Here is a 16,431-nt window from a genome sequence, read left to right as displayed (position 1 = left end):
ATGGGTCCATGTCCGCCGTACTCGAACGACCGCAATCGCTGCTGCCGAGCCGCTTCTCGTGGCTGATGGGGCTGTATTCGGAGAACTACCATCGGCTCGCGCGCCTGTTCGGACCGCAGGACCTCGCGATCGGCAGCTACCGCTCGTCGCTCGACGACGGCCTCGACGTGCGCCTGGACGTGCTCGAGCGCCATCGCTACACGCTCGACCTGCACCTGACCTATTGTTTCGTCGACCGCGAAACGGGCGAGCACGCGCCGTCCGCGCAGTTGCGCATGTACCACGACGCGCACATGGCCGAGGTGCTCGATTGCCGTGCGGACCGGCGTCTGGTCCGCGCGATCGGTCCGCTGCAGCCCGCGCGCAGCGTGTTCCAGCGCCGCGTGCGAATGAGCTCCTTCCTCAACCGCTGGCTCGAATACCTTGCCGAGCAGGGGCATTCGATCGGCACGCTGGAGCCGGCGACACTACCGTTCGTCGCCGACGCCTGAGCGACGCCCGTCGCGCGTTTCGTGCGCGCACCGTACAGGAAGGCTACGGTTGCCGGAGTCGACTCATCGCGCGCCTGATCGCGGGCTTCGAAGCGAGGGGTTGTCCTGGTTGTCGCGAGGCCGGAACCGCGGATGCGGTTCCGGTCCAGCATGCGCATCGCCTTGCGAATCACGTCTTGCGCAGGTCGAAGCGATCGAGGTTCATGACCTTGTTCCACGCGGCGACGAAGTCGGGGACGAACAGCTCATTGCCGTCGTTCGAGGCGTAGACCTCGGCGAGCGCGCGCAACTGCGAGTTCGATCCGAACACGAGGTCGGCGATCGTCGCCGTCCAGCGGACTTCGCCGCTCGTGCGGTCGCGGCCTTCGAACAGTCCGTCTGCGTTGCCGCTCGGTTGCCAAGCCGTGCGCATGTCGAGCAGGTTGACGAAGAAGTCGTTCGTCAGCGTGCCCGGGCGCTGGGTGAATACGCCGTGCGGGCTGTGGCCGGCGTTCGCATCGAGGGCTCGCAGGCCGCCGACCAGCACGGTCATCTCCGGCGCCGTGAGGGCCAGCAGGTTCGCCTTGTCGACGAGCAGTTCGGCCGCGGCGTTTTCGAAACCCTTGCGCGCGTAGTTGCGGAAGCCGTCGGCGACGGGTTCGAGTACCTTGAACGAGTCGACGTCTGTCTGTTCGAGCGACGCGTCCGTGCGACCCGGCGAGAACGGCACGGTCACGCTGTGGCCGGCCTTCTTCGCGGCCGCCTCGATCGCGGCGCAACCACCGAGCACGATGAGATCGGCGAGCGACACCTTCTTGCCGCCCGACTGCGCGGCGTCGAACGCCTTCTGCACGCCTTCGATCGTCGCGAGGATCTTCGCGAGTTCGGCCGGCTGGTTGACGTCCCAGTCCTTCTGCGGCGCGAGGCGGATGCGCGCACCGTTGGCGCCGCCGCGTGCGTCGCTGCCGCGGAACGTCGACGCGGACGCCCACGCGGTGTTGACGAGCTGCGGGATCGACAGGCCCGACGCGAGCAGCTTCGCCTTCAGCGCGACGATGTCTTTCGCGTCGATCAGCGGATGGTCGACCGCGGGCACCGGGTCCTGCCAGATCAGCGCTTCCTTCGGCACGAGCTTGCCGAGGTAGCGCGTGGTCGGACCCATGTCGCGATGGGTGAGCTTGAACCAGGCGCGCGCGAACGCGTCGGCGAACCCGGCCGGATCCGCCATGAAGCGGCGCGAGATCTTCTCGTAGGCGGGATCGAAGCGCAGCGCGAGGTCGGCCGTCGTCATCATCGGCGCATGGCGCTTGCCCGGATCGTGCGCGTCGGGCACGGTGCCTGCGCCGGCGTCGCCCTTCGGCTTCCACTGGTGCGCGCCGGCCGGGCTCTTCGTGAGTTCCCAGTCGTAGCCGAACAGCGTCTCGAAGTAGCCGTTGTCCCATCTCGTCGGGTTCGGCGTCCACGCGCCCTCGAGGCCGCTCGTGATCGCATGCGCACCGATGCCGCTTTCGTAGCTGTTCTTCCAGCCGAGGCCGAGCTCCTCGATGTTCGCGCCTTCGGGTTCGCGGCCGACGTGCTTCGCGTCGCCGGCGCCGTGGCACTTGCCGAACGTGTGGCCGCCGGCGACGAGCGCGACGGTTTCCTCGTCGTCCATCGCCATGCGCGCGAACGTCTCGCGGATGTCGCGCGCCGAGCCGACCGGATCCGGCTTGCCGTTCGGTCCTTCGGGGTTCACGTAGATCAGGCCCATCTGCACGGCCGCGAGCGGGTTGGCGAGCTCACGGTCGCCGCTGTAGCGCTCGTCACCGAGCCAGGTCGCTTCCGTGCCCCAATCGGTGTGCGACGGCTCCCACACGTCTTCGCGCCCGCCGCCGAAGCCGAACGTCTTGAAGCCCATCGATTCGAGCGCGACGTTGCCGGCGAGGATCATGAGGTCGGCCCACGACAGCTTGCGCCCGTACTTCTGCTTGATCGGCCAGAGCAGGCGGCGCGCCTTGTCGAGGTTGCCGTTGTCGGGCCAGCTGTTGAGCGGCGCGAACCGCTGTTCGCCCGCGCTCGCACCGCCGCGGCCGTCGTAGATGCGGTAGGTGCCGGCGCTGTGCCACGCCATGCGGATGAAGAGCGGGCCGTAGTGGCCGTAGTCGGCCGGCCACCAGTCCTGCGAGTCGGTCATCAATGCGTGCAGGTCCTTCACCACCGCGTCGAGATCGAGCGACTCGAACTCCTTCGCGTAGTCGAAGCCCTCGACCATCGGATCGGACAACGACGAATGCTGGTGCAGCGGCGCGAGGTCCAGCTGCTGCGGCCACCACTGCACGTTCGTCTGCACTTTGCGCGCGCCTGAGAACGGGCACTTGGATTCGGCTGTCATGGTTCTCTCTCCTGCGGGATGGGCCTGGATGTCCGGCGCAAGCATGGTGAAGGACCGTCAATAGGTAAAATCGATTCTCCCGATGATCTTCATTGAGGCTGCATATGGAGTTGTGCCTGGCCCGGCTTCAGAGCATCCGGCGCATCATCGTGATCAGCGACTCGGGCTCGCGCGGGCCGTCGTAGCGCTCCCCGTTCAAGAAGAGACAGGGCGTTCCGTTGACGCCGCTGCGCACGCCACCCTGGAAATCGCGGCGGATGCGCTCCGAAAAATTGCCGCCCAGGGCCGATGCGACGAGCGCGTCATCGAGGCCGAGTTCCGTGGCGTAGCGCGACAGGCTGCGGTCGTCGAGCGCCCGCTGGTTCTCGTAGAGGATGTCGTGCATCTCCCAGAAGCGGCCGATCGTCGCCGCGGCCTCGGCGAATTCCGCCGCGCGTTCGGCATGTGGATGCGCGTTCGACAGCGGGAAGTGGCGGAAGGCGAAGCACAGGGACGGTCCCATCGCGCCCTGGACGGCCTTGATCTCCGCGTAGGCTTCGCCGCAATAGGGGCATTCGAAGTCGCCGTATTCGAGCAGCACGATCGGCGCGTCGAGCGCGCCCTGGACATGATCATGGGGCCCGACGGGCGTCCTGAGGCTCATGCGGTGTCTCCTTTTGCGGCCAACGCGTCGAGTGCATCGAGGATGCCGTCCGCGCCCGGGTTGACCTCGATCGGCGAGACGTATCGCCAGCGCACGATGCCGTTCGCGTCGATGACGAAGAGCGCGCGTTCGGTCGTGCCATGGCGCGCGTCGTAAACGCCGTAGCGACGCGCGACGTCACCCTTGGGTTCGAAATCCGCGAGCAGCGGGAATTCGAGGTTGCGATCCTTCGCGAACGCCGCGTGGCACCATGGGCCGTCGACGGAGATTCCGACGATCCGCGCGCCGTACTCGTCGAACGTCGGCAGCATCTCGTTGTAGAGGGTGACCTGGTCGCCGCACACCGGGCTCCAGTCCGCGGGATAGAACACGAGGACGACCGGTCTGCCGCGAAGTTCGGCGAGCGTCATCGCCTCGCGAGGCGAGCGGGGAAGCGAGAAGTCGGGCGCAGCCTGCCCGACATCGGGAAGCTCAAGGTCCGGCATGACAGCCTCGCTGCAACGCCCGAGTGGCCGCGACGACACGCACGGCATCGAGCAGGAAGGAAAGGATAGCGCAATGCGCATCAGCCGTTCCGGCGGTCGCCGGACGACACCTCGACTGCTCGGGTTCCCGTCGTACGGCGAGCTTCGCAACGAAAAAACCCCGCATTTCTGCGGGGTTTTTCGAGAAGAAGTGGCGGAGCGGACGGGACTCGAACCCGCGACCTCCGGCGTGACAGGCCAGCATTCTAACCAGCTGAACTACCGCTCCGCGTTTTTCTGCAACTCGCGCACGTCCTGTGCGATCTCACTCCCTGTCGCCCTTCACCTTATGGCGTCCCCAAGGGGATTCGAACCCCTGTTACTGCCGTGAAAGGGCGGTGTCCTAGGCCTCTAGACGATGGGGACGCTTAGGAAAACCGAACCTGTCTGGTGGAGCCAGCCGGGATCGAACCGGCGACCTCTACAATGCCATTGTAGCGCTCTCCCAGCTGAGCTATGGCCCCGAGAGAGCGCGAAAGAATAGTGGGCGATCGCGCGTTCGTCAACTCATCGCGGAAGTTTTTTTGGCGCGACCGAACAGGCCGCCGCCACGCGCGTCGGCCGGCGCCTCGCCCTCGATGTAGCCGACCGCATTGTAGGCGTTGATGAAGTTGGCGACGTCGGCGGCGCTCGCGCCGCTCTGAGCGGCGATGTCGTCGACGGTCGCGGCCTGCTTGAGCATCACCGTCGCGATGCGGAAATGCTTCGGGAATTCGCGTTCGCTCTGCGGCCAGCGCGAAAGCTTGTAGTGGCCGCGTGGATCGAGTCCGGCTTCGAGCTGGCCATCGTTGCCGACGAGGTGGACGAGCCACTTGAGGCGGGAAACCGGCTGCGCGGCGAGAGTGCCCGCCTGCTTCGCGTAGTCGGCCTCGCCGGTCACCTGGATCTCGCCGTGGCCGATCGTGCGCGTGCACCACGGCGTGATCGCCTTGAGGTTGCCGGCCGAGCGCCAGGTCTGCTCGTGCGTGTCGATGAAGAGGTCGGGCAGCCCGTTCGACTGCAGGTGCAGCCGACCCGGGAACGGTGAATTCGCGCCGAGCAGGTCGCCCAAGTGCAGCGTGCGGCCGTGCTCGACGTGCGCGTACGCCGGCGATGCAGGCGCCTGCGGCGCGCGCGATGCAGGTGCGGTCGGTGCTTGCGCGGGTGCGGCTGCGGCGGGCCGCGGCGTGATGGCCATCGCAGGTGCGACCGGCTTCGCGGCAGCGGCCGAGACCGGCTCGGCGGCTGCGGGCGGTTCGGGTTTCGCGCGCGCAGGCGCGGCGACCGGCTCGCCGGCGAGGTGCGCGCCGATGCGGTTGAGCGTCTCGACGAGGCCGGCCGCGTCGACGGGGGTACGCACGGCGAAATCGTAGGACTCGGGTGTCGCCGTGAGCGCGGCGACGAGGCGACCGCTGCCTTGCGCCTTGAGCCAGTCCATGTGCCCGTAGACGGAATCGGTTTCGATCAGCAGCACTTCGGCGCCGATGTAGTCTCCGATGCGCCAGCGCGCGTCGAGGCGCGTGCGTTGTTCGTCGAGCAGGGCATGGATGCGGGCGCTGACGTCGGCCGGGGCGCCGACGACGCACACGGTGTGGAGTTTCGGAGTGTTCAAGGGGTGGTTTCCCGTAGAGCGAGCACGACGGTGGTAGCAAGGACCATGCCTGCCCGGATATGCAGGCCCTCGTCCGGGAAGTGTGCGCCATTCCTCATCCGCTGGCGCGAATCTGACGATCAGTGTCAGGCTTGGACGGGCTCGGCGGCAGGCTCGGTCGAGCGGCTCCGTTCGCGCTGCTGCATCGTCCACAATTGGGCGTAGCGCCCGCCGAGTGCGAGCAACTCGTCGTGGCTGCCGCGTTCGACCACGCGACCGTGCTCGAGCACGAGGATCTGGTCGGCGTCGACGATCGTCGACAGGCGATGGGCGATCACGAGCGTGGTGCGCCCGCGCGCGATGCCGTCGAGTTCGCCCTGGATGATCTTCTCGGTGCGCGTGTCGAGCGCGCTGGTCGCTTCGTCGAACACGAGGATCGCCGGATTCTTGAGCAAGGTGCGCGCGATCGCGACGCGCTGCTTCTCGCCGCCGGAGAGCTTGAGGCCGCGTTCGCCGACGCCGGTGTCGTAGCCCTGCGGCAGCGATTCGATGAAGCCGTGGATGTGCGCGGCCTTCGCCGCGGCGACCACTTCCTCGCGCGTCGCGTCGGGACGGCCGTAGGCGATGTTGTAGTAGATCGAATCGTTGAAGAGGACGGTGTCCTGCGGGACGATGCCGATCGCCGCGCGCAGCGATTGTTGCGACACCGCGCGGATGTCCTGGCCGTCGATCGTGATGCGCCCGCCGCTGACGTCGTAGAAGCGGAACAGCAGGCGCGCGAGCGTCGACTTGCCCGCACCGGTCGTGCCGACCACCGCGAGGGTCTGCCCGGCGGGGATGCGGAAGTCGACGTCGGCGAGGATCGGGCGGTCCGGCGAGTAGTGGAAATCGACGTGCTCGAAGCGCACTTCGCCGCCGCCCACGGCGAGCGCGGGCGCGCCCGGCGCGTCCTCGACCTCGCGCACTTCGGCGAGCAGCACGAACATGCGCTCGATGTTGGTCAGCGCCTGCTTCACCTCGCGGTAGACCATGCCGAGATAGTTCAACGGGATCGACAGCTGGATCAGGAACGCGTTGACGAGCACGAAGTCGCCGAGCGTCATCGTGCCGGCGACGACGCCGCTCGCGGCGCGCCAGAGCAGCAGGGTGAGGCCGACCGCGACGATGCCGGACTGGCCGACGTTGAGCACGGCGAGCGTCTTCAGGCTCTTCACCGTCGCGTCCTCGAGCTTCACGAGGCTCGCGTCGTAGCGGCCGAACTCGTGCCGCTCGTTGCCGAAGTACTTGACCGTCTCGTAGTTGAGCAGCGAGTCGACCGCGCGCTCGTTCGCTTCCGTGTCGGCCGCGTTCGCGGCGCGGTAGTAGCGCATGCGCCATTCGGTGATCGAGAACGTGAAGGCGACGTAGGCGACCAGCGTGCCGAGCGTGATCGCGGCGAAGCTCCAGTCGAAGCGCGTGATGAGGATGCCGCAGACGAGCACGACCTCGAGCAGCGTCGGCAGGATCGTGTAGATGGTCCAGTCGAGCAGGTCCGAGGTCGCGGTCATGCCGCGCTCGACGTCGCGCGAGACCCCGCCGGTGCGGCGGTCGAGGTGGAAGCGCAGCGATAGCGCGTGCAGGTGCTCGAAGACGCGCAGGGTGATGTTGCGCGAGGTGCGCGCGAGCACGCGCGCGAAGACGATCTGGCGCAGTTCCTGGAACAGCGAACTCGACATGCGCAGCGCGCCGTACACCATCAGCAGCATCAGTGGGATCAGCAGCGGTTTCGGCGTGAGGTCGAGGGCGTCGATCAGGCGTTGCATGATCAGCGGCACGCCGACGTTGGCGAGCTTGGCGACGACGAGGAACAGCAGCGCGACGCCGACGCGCACGCGATAGCGCCAGACTTCGGGCCAGAGGCGCCGCAGGATCGACAACGTGCTCGTGGATCGGGGTTCGGTCATGAAATCCGCGCTGAGGGTTCGCTGAACGGCAGCACATGGGGGCGCCGTCGCCTATTGGCAATGCAGGGTAGCAGCGGCGCTATCATCCTGGTCCCGAGGATTGCAGGAGCCGATCATGCGTACCCCAGCCCTTTTTTGTGGAGCAGTCCTGTCGTTGGTCGCCGGTTTCGCCCAGGCGGCCGACCCGGCGGCACCTGCCGCGGCGCTCGCGCGCGAGAAGGCGCCGCACGCTGCGCGCGTGTTCTTCGTCGAGCCGAAGGATGGTGCGACGGTCGCGCCGGACGTGCAGGTCAAGTTCGGCGTCGAAGGCATCGCGATCGCCCCAGCGGCCGAGGGCAAGCCCGGCACGGGCCACCACCACCTGCTCGTCGACGGCAAGGAGCTGCCGCCGCTCGATGCGCCGATCCCGAACGACGCGACCCACAAGCACTACGGCAAGGGCCAGACCGAGGACACGATCCACCTCGAGCCGGGCACGCACACGTTGCAGCTCGACTTCGCCGATGCGCGCCATGTCCAGTTCGACCCGCCGATCGTGTCGCCGAAGATCACGATCCACGTGAAATGAGTTTGCCGGCAAGCGGCAAAGATTGAAGCAAAGAGGGCGCCGTTCCGCGCGCTCCTCGTGTTTCAGCTTCTCTTTCTTCCGCTTTGGTCGTGCAGGTTCAGTCGATCGGCAGATCGAGCATGAGTTCGCGCGCGTAGCGCACGGGCGGCGAGCCGAACGAGAGCAGCTTGTCGTGGTACGCGCGCAGGTCGAACGCGGCGCCCGCCTTCTGCTCGGCCTCCTTGCGCAGGTCGAGGTGCTCCTGCCAGCCCACGAAGTAGGTCGGCAGCTGGGCCGACGTCAGCTGCGCGCGCGTCCACTTGCCAGCGGCCTCACGCTCCTCCTGGAACGTGCCGACGGTCATGAGCTTCATCGCTTCCGCACGGCTCATGCCCTCGACGTGGATCGCCTGATCGAGGATCGCGTTGGCGATCGCGCGCAGGTCCCACTTGAGGTGCACGAGGCGGTACAGCGGGTCGCGGTCGAGATAGCCTTCGTCGGCCATCACCTTCTCGGCGTAGACGGCCCAGCCCTCGACGAACGCGCCCGAATACAGCACCGCGCGCAGGGTCGACGGGTACTTGTTCGAATGCCACAGCTGCAGGTAGTGGCCCGGCATCGCCTCGTGGATCGTCAGCTCGTGGATCGAGCGCGTGTTGTACTCGCGCAGGAACGAATCGACCTGCTTCTTCGACCAATCGTCGGGAATAGGCGAGACCGCGTAGAACGTGTCGAGTCCCTTGTCGAGCGGTCCCGGCGGATCGCAGTAGGCGAGCGCGACGCCGCGCTGGAACTCCGGCATCGTGATGATCTTGACCGGTGCGTCGGGCAGCGAGACGAGGCCCTTCTCGCGCACGAACGCGGTCGCCCTGGCGAGCGCGTCCTCGGCCGTCTGCAGCACCTTGTCGCGCGCGGGACGATCCTTGTAGGCGAGCTCGAGCGCGGCCTGGATCGCCTTCTGCTGCTGCGCGTCGGTCGGATGCTCCGGCAGTGCCGGCGCCTTGCGCTTGCCGGCCAGCACCGTGCGCGCAATCGCGTACATCTGTTCGCGCGTGCTCTTCAGCGCGGCTTCCGCGCGCGTGCGGATCTCCTGGCGCGTGAGCGGCGAGTTCAGAGCGAACGCGAGCTTGGCATCGTAGCGCTCGGCGCCGATGCGGAAGTCGCCTTTCGCCTTCGGCACGAGTTGCGTGTCGAGCCAGTGCTGCTGTTCGTCGACCGCCTTGCGCAGGTTCGCCGCCGCGGCTTCGAGGCGCTGGCGGTCGGCATCCGGCAGTTCCTTCGCGTGCGGCAGGATCAGGCCGTCGACGAGGCTGAGCACGCCCTTGTTCTGCTTCGACACGGTCTCGGCGTGCACCCTGGGCACGCGCGCCGGATCGAGGTTCGCGCGCATCTGCGCGAACAGCGCCGGCAGCTTCTCCATGCGAGAAGTCGCCGCGCGCAGGCGGTCGGGCAGCGGCGCGAATTCGCGCGCCATCAGGCCGTACAGCGCGCCGCCTGCGAGCTGGCTGTAGAACGTCGGGTCCCAGGCCCAGCTGCGCAGCGTTTCGTTCGCCCAGATGTCCGAACGCAGCTGGTTGTGCAGCATGCCGTAGTCGACCTGGTTCTCGCGCGAGAGCGCGCTGCGATCGATCTTCTCGAGGTCGGCGAGCATGCCGCGCGAGAATTCGAGCGAGCGGTGCAACCCGTCGGCGCTGAGGTCGTCGAGTTCGGCGTCGTGGCGATGATCGCCGACCGTCGTCGCGGTGACCGGACTTGCCGCCATCGTGCCGTCGAGCCAGCGCTGCGACAGCGAAGCGAACTGCTGGTCGGCGGAAACGACCGCGGCGGTGGATGCCTTCGACGCGTCGCGGTCGTGGCGTGCCGATTGCGGCGTGCAGGCGACGAGGGCGAGGGCGACCGAGAGTGCGAGCAGCGTGCGTGACATGGGGACTCCGTATCGGCTTCGGCCGCGTGCGCGCAGCGGCAATCGGCAACTCTAGCGCACGCGCCGGCGGTGCGCGTGACGCGCAGCAGCAGGCGCGCCCGCGGAGAGGTCCAGGGCGTAGGCGGACGAGCCGTCGCCGTTGTCCTTGAACAGCGAGACACCCTCGATACCGGCCGCCTTCGCCTGGGCGAGCTTGCCGCTCGCGCTCGTGACGAGCACCGGGCCGGCGGTGCGCACGGGCACGAAGTGCCAGGGGCGATCGTCGCCGTCGCGCGCGCGCTCGAGGTGCTTGCGCGCACGCACCCAGGCGATGACGACGTCGCGGTTCGCATCGGGCGCGGAGACGACGATGTTGGAGCCGTCGAGTCCGGGGAAATGGCCGCCGCCGCTCGCCCGGTAGTTGTTCGTGACGACGATGAAGGCCTGGCCGGGCGCGACCGGCTTGCCGTCGTAGGCGAGGTCGCGGATGCGTTCGCCCGCTGGTTTCGTCACGTCGATCGCGTAGCTGAGGCCGCCCTGGATCACGTCGAAGTTGTAGCCGGAGAACTTGCGGTTGACGAGTTCCTGCGGCGCGCCCGACGAGGGGTCGATGCGGTTGAAGCGGCCGGCCGAGTGCTCGAGCCAGCCCTCGAGCATGGCACCGTCGATCTTCACCGCGGTCAGCGTGTTCGGGTACAGGTAGATGTCCGCCGCGCTGCGGATCGCCAGCGGACCCGGTTCGATGTCGGTGTAGTCGTCGGTCGCGCTGAAGCCGGTCTTGAACGGCGCCGCGGCGGACAGCACGGGTATGCCCGCGTACTGCGGCAGGTTCGCCGCGACGTAGCGTTCGACGTAGTCGCGCTGCGCATCATTGATGACCTGCAATGCGGTCGTGTTGCCGAGTTCGACGAAGTAGCTCGTCATCGCGAAATCGGTGTCGCCGATCGGCTGCGAGACGTAGTCGATCGTCGCCGCATGCACGCTCGCGACGAGCGGTGCGATGCGCGGGTCGGCGGCGACCGACGTGCCGTCCTTGCGGCGCACGTCGCGCACTTCGCTGTGCGACTGCGCCGCGTCGATCGTCCAGTGGCCGTCCTTGCGCACGAGTGCGAGGTCGACGACGCCGAGGCTGCGGCCGAAGAAGTTCGCCATCACCGCGGGCTTGCCGTGCACGAAGCCGCGCTGGTTGTCGATCCCGGCCATCGTGGCGAAGCGCGACTGCGCGTTGGCCGGGTCGGGGAATGCGGCGTGCGAATGGCCGAGCAGGAGCACGTCGACGCCGGGTTCCTGCGCGAGGTACCAGTTCGCGTTCTCCATCATCGAGCCGTACGGCGCGGTGTCGAGCCCGCCGTGCGAGATCGCGACGACGAGATCGACGCCCTTCGCGCGTAGTTCGGGGACGTAGCGGCGCGCCGCCTCGACGACGCCGATCGTCGTTACCTTGCCGTCGAGGTTGCGGCGGTCCCACTCGACGATCGGCGGTGGCGTGAAGCCGATGATGCCGATGCGGATCGGCGCGGTCGTCTCGCCACCGTGCCCATCGGCGAGCTTGAGCGTGCGGTCGAGCACCGCATACGGCGGATAAAGCGGTCGGCCGTCGCGCGTGGACACCGCGTTCGACAGCACGAGCGGAAAGTGCGGCCCGGCGCAGGCGTGCGCGTCCGCACCGTCGGCGGCGATCGGGTGGCCGGTCACCTGCGCGAGGTAGGCCAGGCCGTAGTTGAACTCGTGGTTGCCGATCGTGCCGCCGTCGTAACCGAGCGCGTCCATCGCGCGGTACATCGCCAGTTCCTCGTCGCAGGGAAGCGGATGCACGAGCGCCTGGTAATCGGCGAGCGCGGTGCCCTGGATCGTGTCGCCGGCGTCGAACAACAGCGTGTTCGGGAACTCCGCCCGCGCCTGCGCGACCAGCGTCGCCATGCGCTCGAAGCCGAGCGACGTGTCTTCGGAGAGGCGGTAGTAGTCGTAGCCGAGGATGTTGGAATGAATGTCGGTCGACTCCAGCAGCGCGAGTCGCGCGCGCGTGCCGTCGGCGACGACCGGCGGGCGGGCCGGCGGCGTGGCGCAGGCGCCGAGCAGGAGGGCGGCGGCGAGGACGGGGGGCGTGAGGGGTAGGGAGCGCAGGGCGAGCGGCATGGGAGGTGTCTCGAGGTAAGAGATTATTCTGCCTCCAATCGATGGCGGTCGACACCGAGGCCGCCGCGCTCCGGTAAACTTGCGCGCCGTTTCCCGAAGCGATCCACGATGACCGTCCGTACCCGATTCGCTCCCAGTCCCACCGGCTACCTGCACATCGGCGGCGCGCGCACCGCGCTGTACTGCTGGCTGGAGGCGAAGCATCGCGGCGGCGAGTTCATCCTGCGCATCGAGGACACCGACCGCGAGCGTTCGACCGAGGCCGCGGTGCAGGCGATCCTCGACGGCATGAACTGGCTCGGCCTGTCGCACGACGAGGGGCCGTACTACCAGACGTTGCGCATGGACCGCTATCGCGCGGTCGCCGAGGACCTGCTCAAGGCCGGCAAGGCGTACTACGCCTACGAATCGAAGGAAGAGATCGAGGCGATGCGCGCCGAGGCAATGGCGAAGGGCCTCAAGCCGCGCTACGACGGCCGTGCGCGCGAGCAGAACCTGCCTTATCGCGACGATCCGAACCGCGTGCTGCGCTTCAAGAACCCGACGACCGGCAGCGTCGTGTTCGACGACAAGGTCAAGGGCCGCGTCGAATGGTCGAACGAGGAACTCGACGACCTCGTGCTGATCCGCTCCGACGGTTACCCGACCTACAACTTCGCGGTCGTCGTCGACGACATCGACATGAAGATCACCGACGTGATCCGCGGCGACGACCACGTCAACAACACGCCGCGCCAGGTCAACATCTACCACGCGCTCGGCGCGGCCGTGCCGAGTTTCGCGCACCTGCCCATGATCCTCGGCCCGGACGGCCAGAAGCTCTCCAAGCGGCACGGTGCGGTCAGCGTGATGCAGTACCGCGACGACGGCTTCCTGCCGCACGCGCTGCTCAACTACCTCGTGCGCCTCGGCTGGTCGCACGGCGACCAGGAGATCTTCACGCGCGAGCAGATGATCGCGCTGTTCGACGCGGCCGACGTCAACAAGTCGGCCTCGCGCTTCGACCTCGAGAAGCTGTCGTGGCTCAATCAGCAGTACCTCAAGAGCGACGACCCGCTCGAGCTCGCGCCGCATTTCGAATGGCAGCTGCGCGCCGCCGGCATCGATCCGCAGCAGGGGCCTGACCCGGTCGACGTGATCGTCGCCCTGCGCGATCGCGCACGCACGCTCAAGGAAATGGCCGAGAAGGCGCGCGTCTGGTACGCGCCGCTCGAAGGCTACGACGAGCAGGCCGTCGCCAAGCACCTGAAGACGCCGACCGCACGCGCTGCGCTCGAAGCCGCGCACGCGCAGTTCGCCGGCCTCGCCGAATGGAAGGTCGAGGCGATCCATGCCGCGATCGAAGCCGCGGCGGCGGCGATCGGCGAGGGCATGGGCAAGATCGCGCAGCCGTTGCGCGTCGCCCTGACCGGCACGCAGGTGTCGCCGTCGATCGACCACACCGTGTTCCTCGCCGGCCGCGACGAGGCGTTGCGGCGCATCGAGGCGGCGCTTCCGAAGACGAGCTGAGGCATCGCGTATGGCGCTCGACACCTGCATCAGCGCGTTCCTCGCGCTCGACGCGAACGACCCCGATTCGGCGCCGGCGGCGCTCGATACCTGCATGCGCGTGCTGCTCGATCCGGTGCTGTGGCAATGGGCGGTCGGCGTGACGCTCGGTTGTGCCGTGGTCGGCCTCGTGATCGGCTGGGCGCGCGGCCGTTGGCTGGCAGGCCTGCTCTGGGGCGCCGCGCTCGGCCCGATCGGCTGGGCGGTCGTGTTGCTGTCGAAGTCGGGCCTGGTCGAATGCCCCGAGTGCGGGAAGGGCAACGTGCCGCGCGCGAAGGCGTGCCGGCATTGCGGCGTGAACCTCGCGGCAGTGGCCGCGCGGTCCGAGCGTTCGACGCTGAAGCGCGTCGATCGCAATCGCGGCTGGTGACTGGCAGGCCTTTATTCCGGCCTCGCAGGCCGCATCTCACCTAGACGATTCGACCTCCGCGCGATTCCACCTTCGCGTTAAGATGGGTCGCGACCAGCCCGCATGCCATGAGCCACGTCAGCCGCCACAGCCATCACGAACACGAACACGACGCGAGCGCCTTCGTCGGCGCCGTGTCGAGCGCGTGCGAGCTGCGCGGCCTGCGCCTGACGCCGCTGCGCTTGCGCGTGCTCGAGCTCATCGCCGCGGAGGAAAAGCCGGTCAAGGCCTACGACCTGCTCGATCGCCTCAAGGACGAGCACGGCAGCGCCGCTCCGCCGACGGTCTATCGTGCCCTCGATTTCCTGCTCGAGAACCGCTTCATCCACAAGCTCGAGTCGATCAACGCCTACGTCGGTTGCCACCATCCGAACGAGGCTCACCAGGTGCCTTTCCTGATCTGCGACGTCTGCTCGGCCGCGGTCGAGGTCTGCGACGAACGCGTCTCGAAGCTGCTCACCGAGCAGGCGAAGGAGCGCGGTTTTCGTCCGCGCGCGCAGACGCTGGAAGTGCACGGCATCTGCGCGGGCTGCCGCGCGGCGGTCGCGCAGGGGCAGGGCTGACCTTCAGCGGCGCAGTTCGGGCGCGATGATGCGCGTCCACAGCGCGTAGCCGCGCGCGTTCATGTGCAGGCGGTCCGGACCGAACAGTTCCGCGCGCGGTGCGCCATCGGCGCCGAGCATCGGTTCGAACACGTCGACGTAGCGCACGCCGCGCGTGCGGCCCGCGTAGGCGCGCACGAGCGCGTTCGCTTCGCGCATCGCCGGCAGCAGCGCCGCGCGCGCCGGGCTCGGCTTGATCGACACGAACACGACCGGCGTCGTCGGCGCGTCGTGGTGCACCGAGGCGATGAACGCCTCGACGTCGGCGAGCACCTGCGGCGGCGTGCGGCCTTCGGCGAGATCGTTGTCCCCCGCGTAGAGCACGACCAGCCGCGGCCGGTACGGCAGCACGATGCGCGCGGCAAGGCGCGTCGCATCGGCGATGCGCGAGCCGCCGAAGCCGCGGTTGAGGACGCGCGTACCGGCGAAGTCGTCGGCGAGCGTCGACCACAGGCGGATCGACGAACTGCCGACGAAGACCACGCCGCCCGGCGGCGGCGGCGCCGCGCGGTCGGCCGCCTCGAAACGTGCGATCTCGGTTTCCCACGGGTCGATCGAGGCGTCCCGCGCGAACACCGCCGCGGTCGACGCGAGGAGCAGGAACAGCGCGGTGAAGCGCGCGAGCACGCGCGTCACGCGGCGTCCTCGTCGATGCGCACTTCGCTGTCGCGTTCGAAGAAGTGCATGCGCGCGGCGTCGTAGCCGAGCCTGACGTCGTCGCCCGCGACCGGCAGGTCGTGCGGCGGCAAGCGCACGACGAGGTCGCAGCCGCCGCAGCCGAGGTTGAGGAAGGCTTCGTTGCCCACGGGCTCGACCGCCTCGACGCGCGCGGCCAGGGTCGCCGTGTCGTCGTCGCGTTCGAGGTGCAGGTGTTCCGGGCGCAGGCCGACGATGATTTCGCGATCGACGTAGCCGCGCAGCTTCGCCTGCAGCGCGGGCGGTGGCGCGAGCGCGAGTTCGATGCCGTCGGCGATGCGCACGTGCAGGCCGCCGTCGCGTTCGAGCAGCGGTCCCCACAGCAGGTTCATCTTCGGGCTGCCGACGAAGGTCGCGACGAACGTGTTCGCGGGGCGCTCGTACAGGCGCATGGGCGCGTCGATCTGCTGCACGCGACCATCGCGCATGACGACGATGCGCTGGCCGAGGGTCATCGCCTCGATCTGGTCGTGCGTGACGTAGATCATCGTCGCGCCGACCGCGCGGTGCAGCTTGGCGATCTCCACGCGCGTGGACAGGCGCAGCTTCGCGTCGAGGTTGGACAGCGGCTCGTCGAGCAGGAACACGGCGGGCTGGCGCACGAGCGCGCGCCCGAGCGCGACGCGCTGGCGCTGGCCGCCGGACAGTTGCGCCGGCTTCAGCGGCAGCATGCGGCCGAGGTCGAGCATGGTCGCGGCTTCGGCGACGCGCCGGTCGACCTCCGCCTTCGGCGTGCCGCGCAGCCTGAGGCCGAACGCGAGGTTCTCGGCCACGCTCATGTGCGGGTAGAGCGCGTAGTTCTGGAACACCATCGCGATATCGCGGTCGCGCGGCGAGACGTCGTTGACGATGCGATCGCCGATCGCGAGCGCGCCCGAGGTGATCGATTCGAGCCCGGCGACCATGCGCAGCAGGGTCGACTTGCCGCAGCCGGACGGCCCGACCAGCACGAGCATCTCCCCGTGCGCGATCTCGAAATCCGCGTCGGCGACACCGACGTAGCCGTTCTCGTAGACCTTGCGGACGTGCTCGAATCGAACCTTCGCCATCGGCTGCCTGTCGGTCGATG

The 16,431-nt window shown here is 68.3% G+C and carries 14 protein-coding genes and 3 tRNA genes; 5 read left to right on the top strand and 12 right to left on the bottom strand.

What is annotated here, in order from left to right; translation table 11 throughout:
* Window positions 1–8 precede the first annotated feature (8 nt).
* Complete coding sequence (locus FHW12_RS03430; protein ID WP_182529579.1) at window positions 9–491, top strand: DUF1249 domain-containing protein; 483 nt, start codon at window positions 9–11, stop codon at window positions 489–491.
* A 169-nt stretch (window positions 492–660) separates the two neighbouring features.
* Here FHW12_RS03430 and katG read toward each other — a convergent pair whose 3' ends face one another.
* The 8 genes from katG to FHW12_RS03390 form a co-directional block, all read right to left on the bottom strand.
* Window positions 661–2,841, bottom strand: a complete 2,181-nt coding sequence (katG, locus tag FHW12_RS03425; protein WP_182529578.1) for a catalase/peroxidase HPI — start codon at window positions 2,839–2,841, stop codon at window positions 661–663.
* Window positions 2,842–2,968: 127 nt separating this feature from the next.
* Window positions 2,969–3,484, bottom strand: a complete 516-nt coding sequence (locus FHW12_RS03420) for a DsbA family protein (RefSeq protein ID WP_182529577.1) — start codon at window positions 3,482–3,484, stop codon at window positions 2,969–2,971.
* Window positions 3,481–4,119: a redoxin domain-containing protein gene (locus FHW12_RS03415; protein WP_220484289.1), complete on the bottom strand. Its 639-nt coding sequence runs from the start codon at window positions 4,117–4,119 to the stop codon at window positions 3,481–3,483. Before FHW12_RS03415 ends, FHW12_RS03420 begins: the two co-directional genes overlap by 4 nt.
* A gap of 41 nt (window positions 4,120–4,160) precedes the next feature.
* Window positions 4,161–4,237, bottom strand: a tRNA-Asp gene (locus FHW12_RS03410).
* Between the two features lie 61 nt (window positions 4,238–4,298).
* Window positions 4,299–4,374, bottom strand: a tRNA-Glu gene (locus FHW12_RS03405).
* Window positions 4,375–4,396: 22 nt separating this feature from the next.
* Window positions 4,397–4,472 (bottom strand) — tRNA-Ala (locus FHW12_RS03400).
* Between the two features lie 38 nt (window positions 4,473–4,510).
* Entirely contained in the window at window positions 4,511–5,599 is a 1,089-nt protein-coding gene (locus FHW12_RS03395) for a hypothetical protein (RefSeq protein ID WP_182529575.1), read from the bottom strand.
* A 125-nt stretch (window positions 5,600–5,724) separates the two neighbouring features.
* Window positions 5,725–7,521: an ABCB family ABC transporter ATP-binding protein/permease gene (locus tag FHW12_RS03390; RefSeq protein WP_182529574.1), complete on the bottom strand. Its 1,797-nt coding sequence runs from the start codon at window positions 7,519–7,521 to the stop codon at window positions 5,725–5,727.
* A gap of 115 nt (window positions 7,522–7,636) precedes the next feature.
* Between FHW12_RS03390 and FHW12_RS03385 the strand changes: the two genes are divergently transcribed.
* Window positions 7,637–8,089 carry a DUF4399 domain-containing protein gene (locus tag FHW12_RS03385; RefSeq protein WP_182529573.1) on the top strand — a complete coding sequence of 151 codons (453 nt, stop codon included), beginning with the start codon at window positions 7,637–7,639 and terminating at the stop codon, window positions 8,087–8,089.
* A gap of 97 nt (window positions 8,090–8,186) precedes the next feature.
* Here FHW12_RS03385 and FHW12_RS03380 read toward each other — a convergent pair whose 3' ends face one another.
* Window positions 8,187–9,992 carry a DUF885 domain-containing protein gene (locus tag FHW12_RS03380; protein ID WP_182529572.1) on the bottom strand — a complete coding sequence of 602 codons (1,806 nt, stop codon included), beginning with the start codon at window positions 9,990–9,992 and terminating at the stop codon, window positions 8,187–8,189.
* Window positions 9,993–10,043: 51 nt separating this feature from the next.
* Window positions 10,044–12,107 (bottom strand): bifunctional 2',3'-cyclic-nucleotide 2'-phosphodiesterase/3'-nucleotidase, encoded by a 2,064-nt coding sequence (locus FHW12_RS03375; RefSeq protein WP_182529571.1) that lies wholly within the window; start codon window positions 12,105–12,107, stop codon window positions 10,044–10,046.
* 108 nt (window positions 12,108–12,215) lie between these two features.
* On the opposite strand from FHW12_RS03375, the gene gltX reads away from it, so the two are divergent.
* The 3 genes from gltX (at window position 12,216) to FHW12_RS03360 (ending at window position 14,627) form a co-directional block, all read left to right on the top strand.
* Window positions 12,216–13,616 (top strand): glutamate--tRNA ligase, encoded by a 1,401-nt coding sequence (gene gltX, locus FHW12_RS03370; protein WP_182529570.1) that lies wholly within the window; start codon window positions 12,216–12,218, stop codon window positions 13,614–13,616.
* Window positions 13,617–13,626: 10 nt separating this feature from the next.
* The gene (locus FHW12_RS03365) at window positions 13,627–14,025 is read left to right on the top strand and encodes a hypothetical protein (RefSeq protein ID WP_182529569.1); all 399 of its coding nucleotides are present in this window, start codon (window positions 13,627–13,629) and stop codon (window positions 14,023–14,025) included.
* A 107-nt stretch (window positions 14,026–14,132) separates the two neighbouring features.
* Window positions 14,133–14,627 carry a transcriptional repressor gene (locus tag FHW12_RS03360; RefSeq protein ID WP_182529568.1) on the top strand — a complete coding sequence of 165 codons (495 nt, stop codon included), beginning with the start codon at window positions 14,133–14,135 and terminating at the stop codon, window positions 14,625–14,627.
* Between the two features lie 3 nt (window positions 14,628–14,630).
* On the opposite strand, the gene FHW12_RS03355 is transcribed toward FHW12_RS03360, so the two are convergent.
* Window positions 14,631–15,302, bottom strand: a complete 672-nt coding sequence (locus FHW12_RS03355; RefSeq protein WP_182529567.1) for an SGNH/GDSL hydrolase family protein — start codon at window positions 15,300–15,302, stop codon at window positions 14,631–14,633.
* The gene (locus tag FHW12_RS03350; RefSeq protein ID WP_182529566.1) at window positions 15,299–16,411 is read right to left on the bottom strand and encodes an ABC transporter ATP-binding protein; all 1,113 of its coding nucleotides are present in this window, start codon (window positions 16,409–16,411) and stop codon (window positions 15,299–15,301) included. The genes FHW12_RS03355 and FHW12_RS03350 overlap by 4 nt, the downstream gene beginning before the upstream one ends.
* Between the last annotated feature and the right edge of the window lie 20 nt (window positions 16,412–16,431).

Source organism: Dokdonella fugitiva, assembly GCF_014138265.1.
In the GTDB taxonomy this organism is placed as follows: domain Bacteria; phylum Pseudomonadota; class Gammaproteobacteria; order Xanthomonadales; family Rhodanobacteraceae; genus Dokdonella_A; species Dokdonella_A fugitiva_A.
This window is presented reverse-complemented; position numbering and strand designations above follow the sequence as displayed.

Excerpts from the sequence above, each read along its gene's own strand:
- FHW12_RS03430 (WP_182529579.1), top strand. The coding sequence starts at position 9 with ATGTCCGCCGTACTCGAACGACCGCAATCGCTGCTGCCGAGCCGCTTC.
- katG (WP_182529578.1), bottom strand. The coding sequence starts at position 2,841 with ATGACAGCCGAATCCAAGTGCCCGTTCTCAGGCGCGCGCAAAGTGCAG.
- FHW12_RS03420 (WP_182529577.1), bottom strand. The coding sequence starts at position 3,484 with ATGAGCCTCAGGACGCCCGTCGGGCCCCATGATCATGTCCAGGGCGCG.
- FHW12_RS03390 (WP_182529574.1), bottom strand. The coding sequence starts at position 7,521 with ATGACCGAACCCCGATCCACGAGCACGTTGTCGATCCTGCGGCGCCTC.
- FHW12_RS03385 (WP_182529573.1), top strand. The coding sequence starts at position 7,637 with ATGCGTACCCCAGCCCTTTTTTGTGGAGCAGTCCTGTCGTTGGTCGCC.
- FHW12_RS03380 (WP_182529572.1), bottom strand. The coding sequence starts at position 9,992 with ATGTCACGCACGCTGCTCGCACTCTCGGTCGCCCTCGCCCTCGTCGCC.
- FHW12_RS03375 (WP_182529571.1), bottom strand. The coding sequence starts at position 12,107 with ATGCCGCTCGCCCTGCGCTCCCTACCCCTCACGCCCCCCGTCCTCGCC.
- gltX (WP_182529570.1), top strand. The coding sequence starts at position 12,216 with ATGACCGTCCGTACCCGATTCGCTCCCAGTCCCACCGGCTACCTGCAC.
- FHW12_RS03365 (WP_182529569.1), top strand. The coding sequence starts at position 13,627 with ATGGCGCTCGACACCTGCATCAGCGCGTTCCTCGCGCTCGACGCGAAC.
- FHW12_RS03360 (WP_182529568.1), top strand. The coding sequence starts at position 14,133 with ATGAGCCACGTCAGCCGCCACAGCCATCACGAACACGAACACGACGCG.
- FHW12_RS03350 (WP_182529566.1), bottom strand. The coding sequence starts at position 16,411 with ATGGCGAAGGTTCGATTCGAGCACGTCCGCAAGGTCTACGAGAACGGC.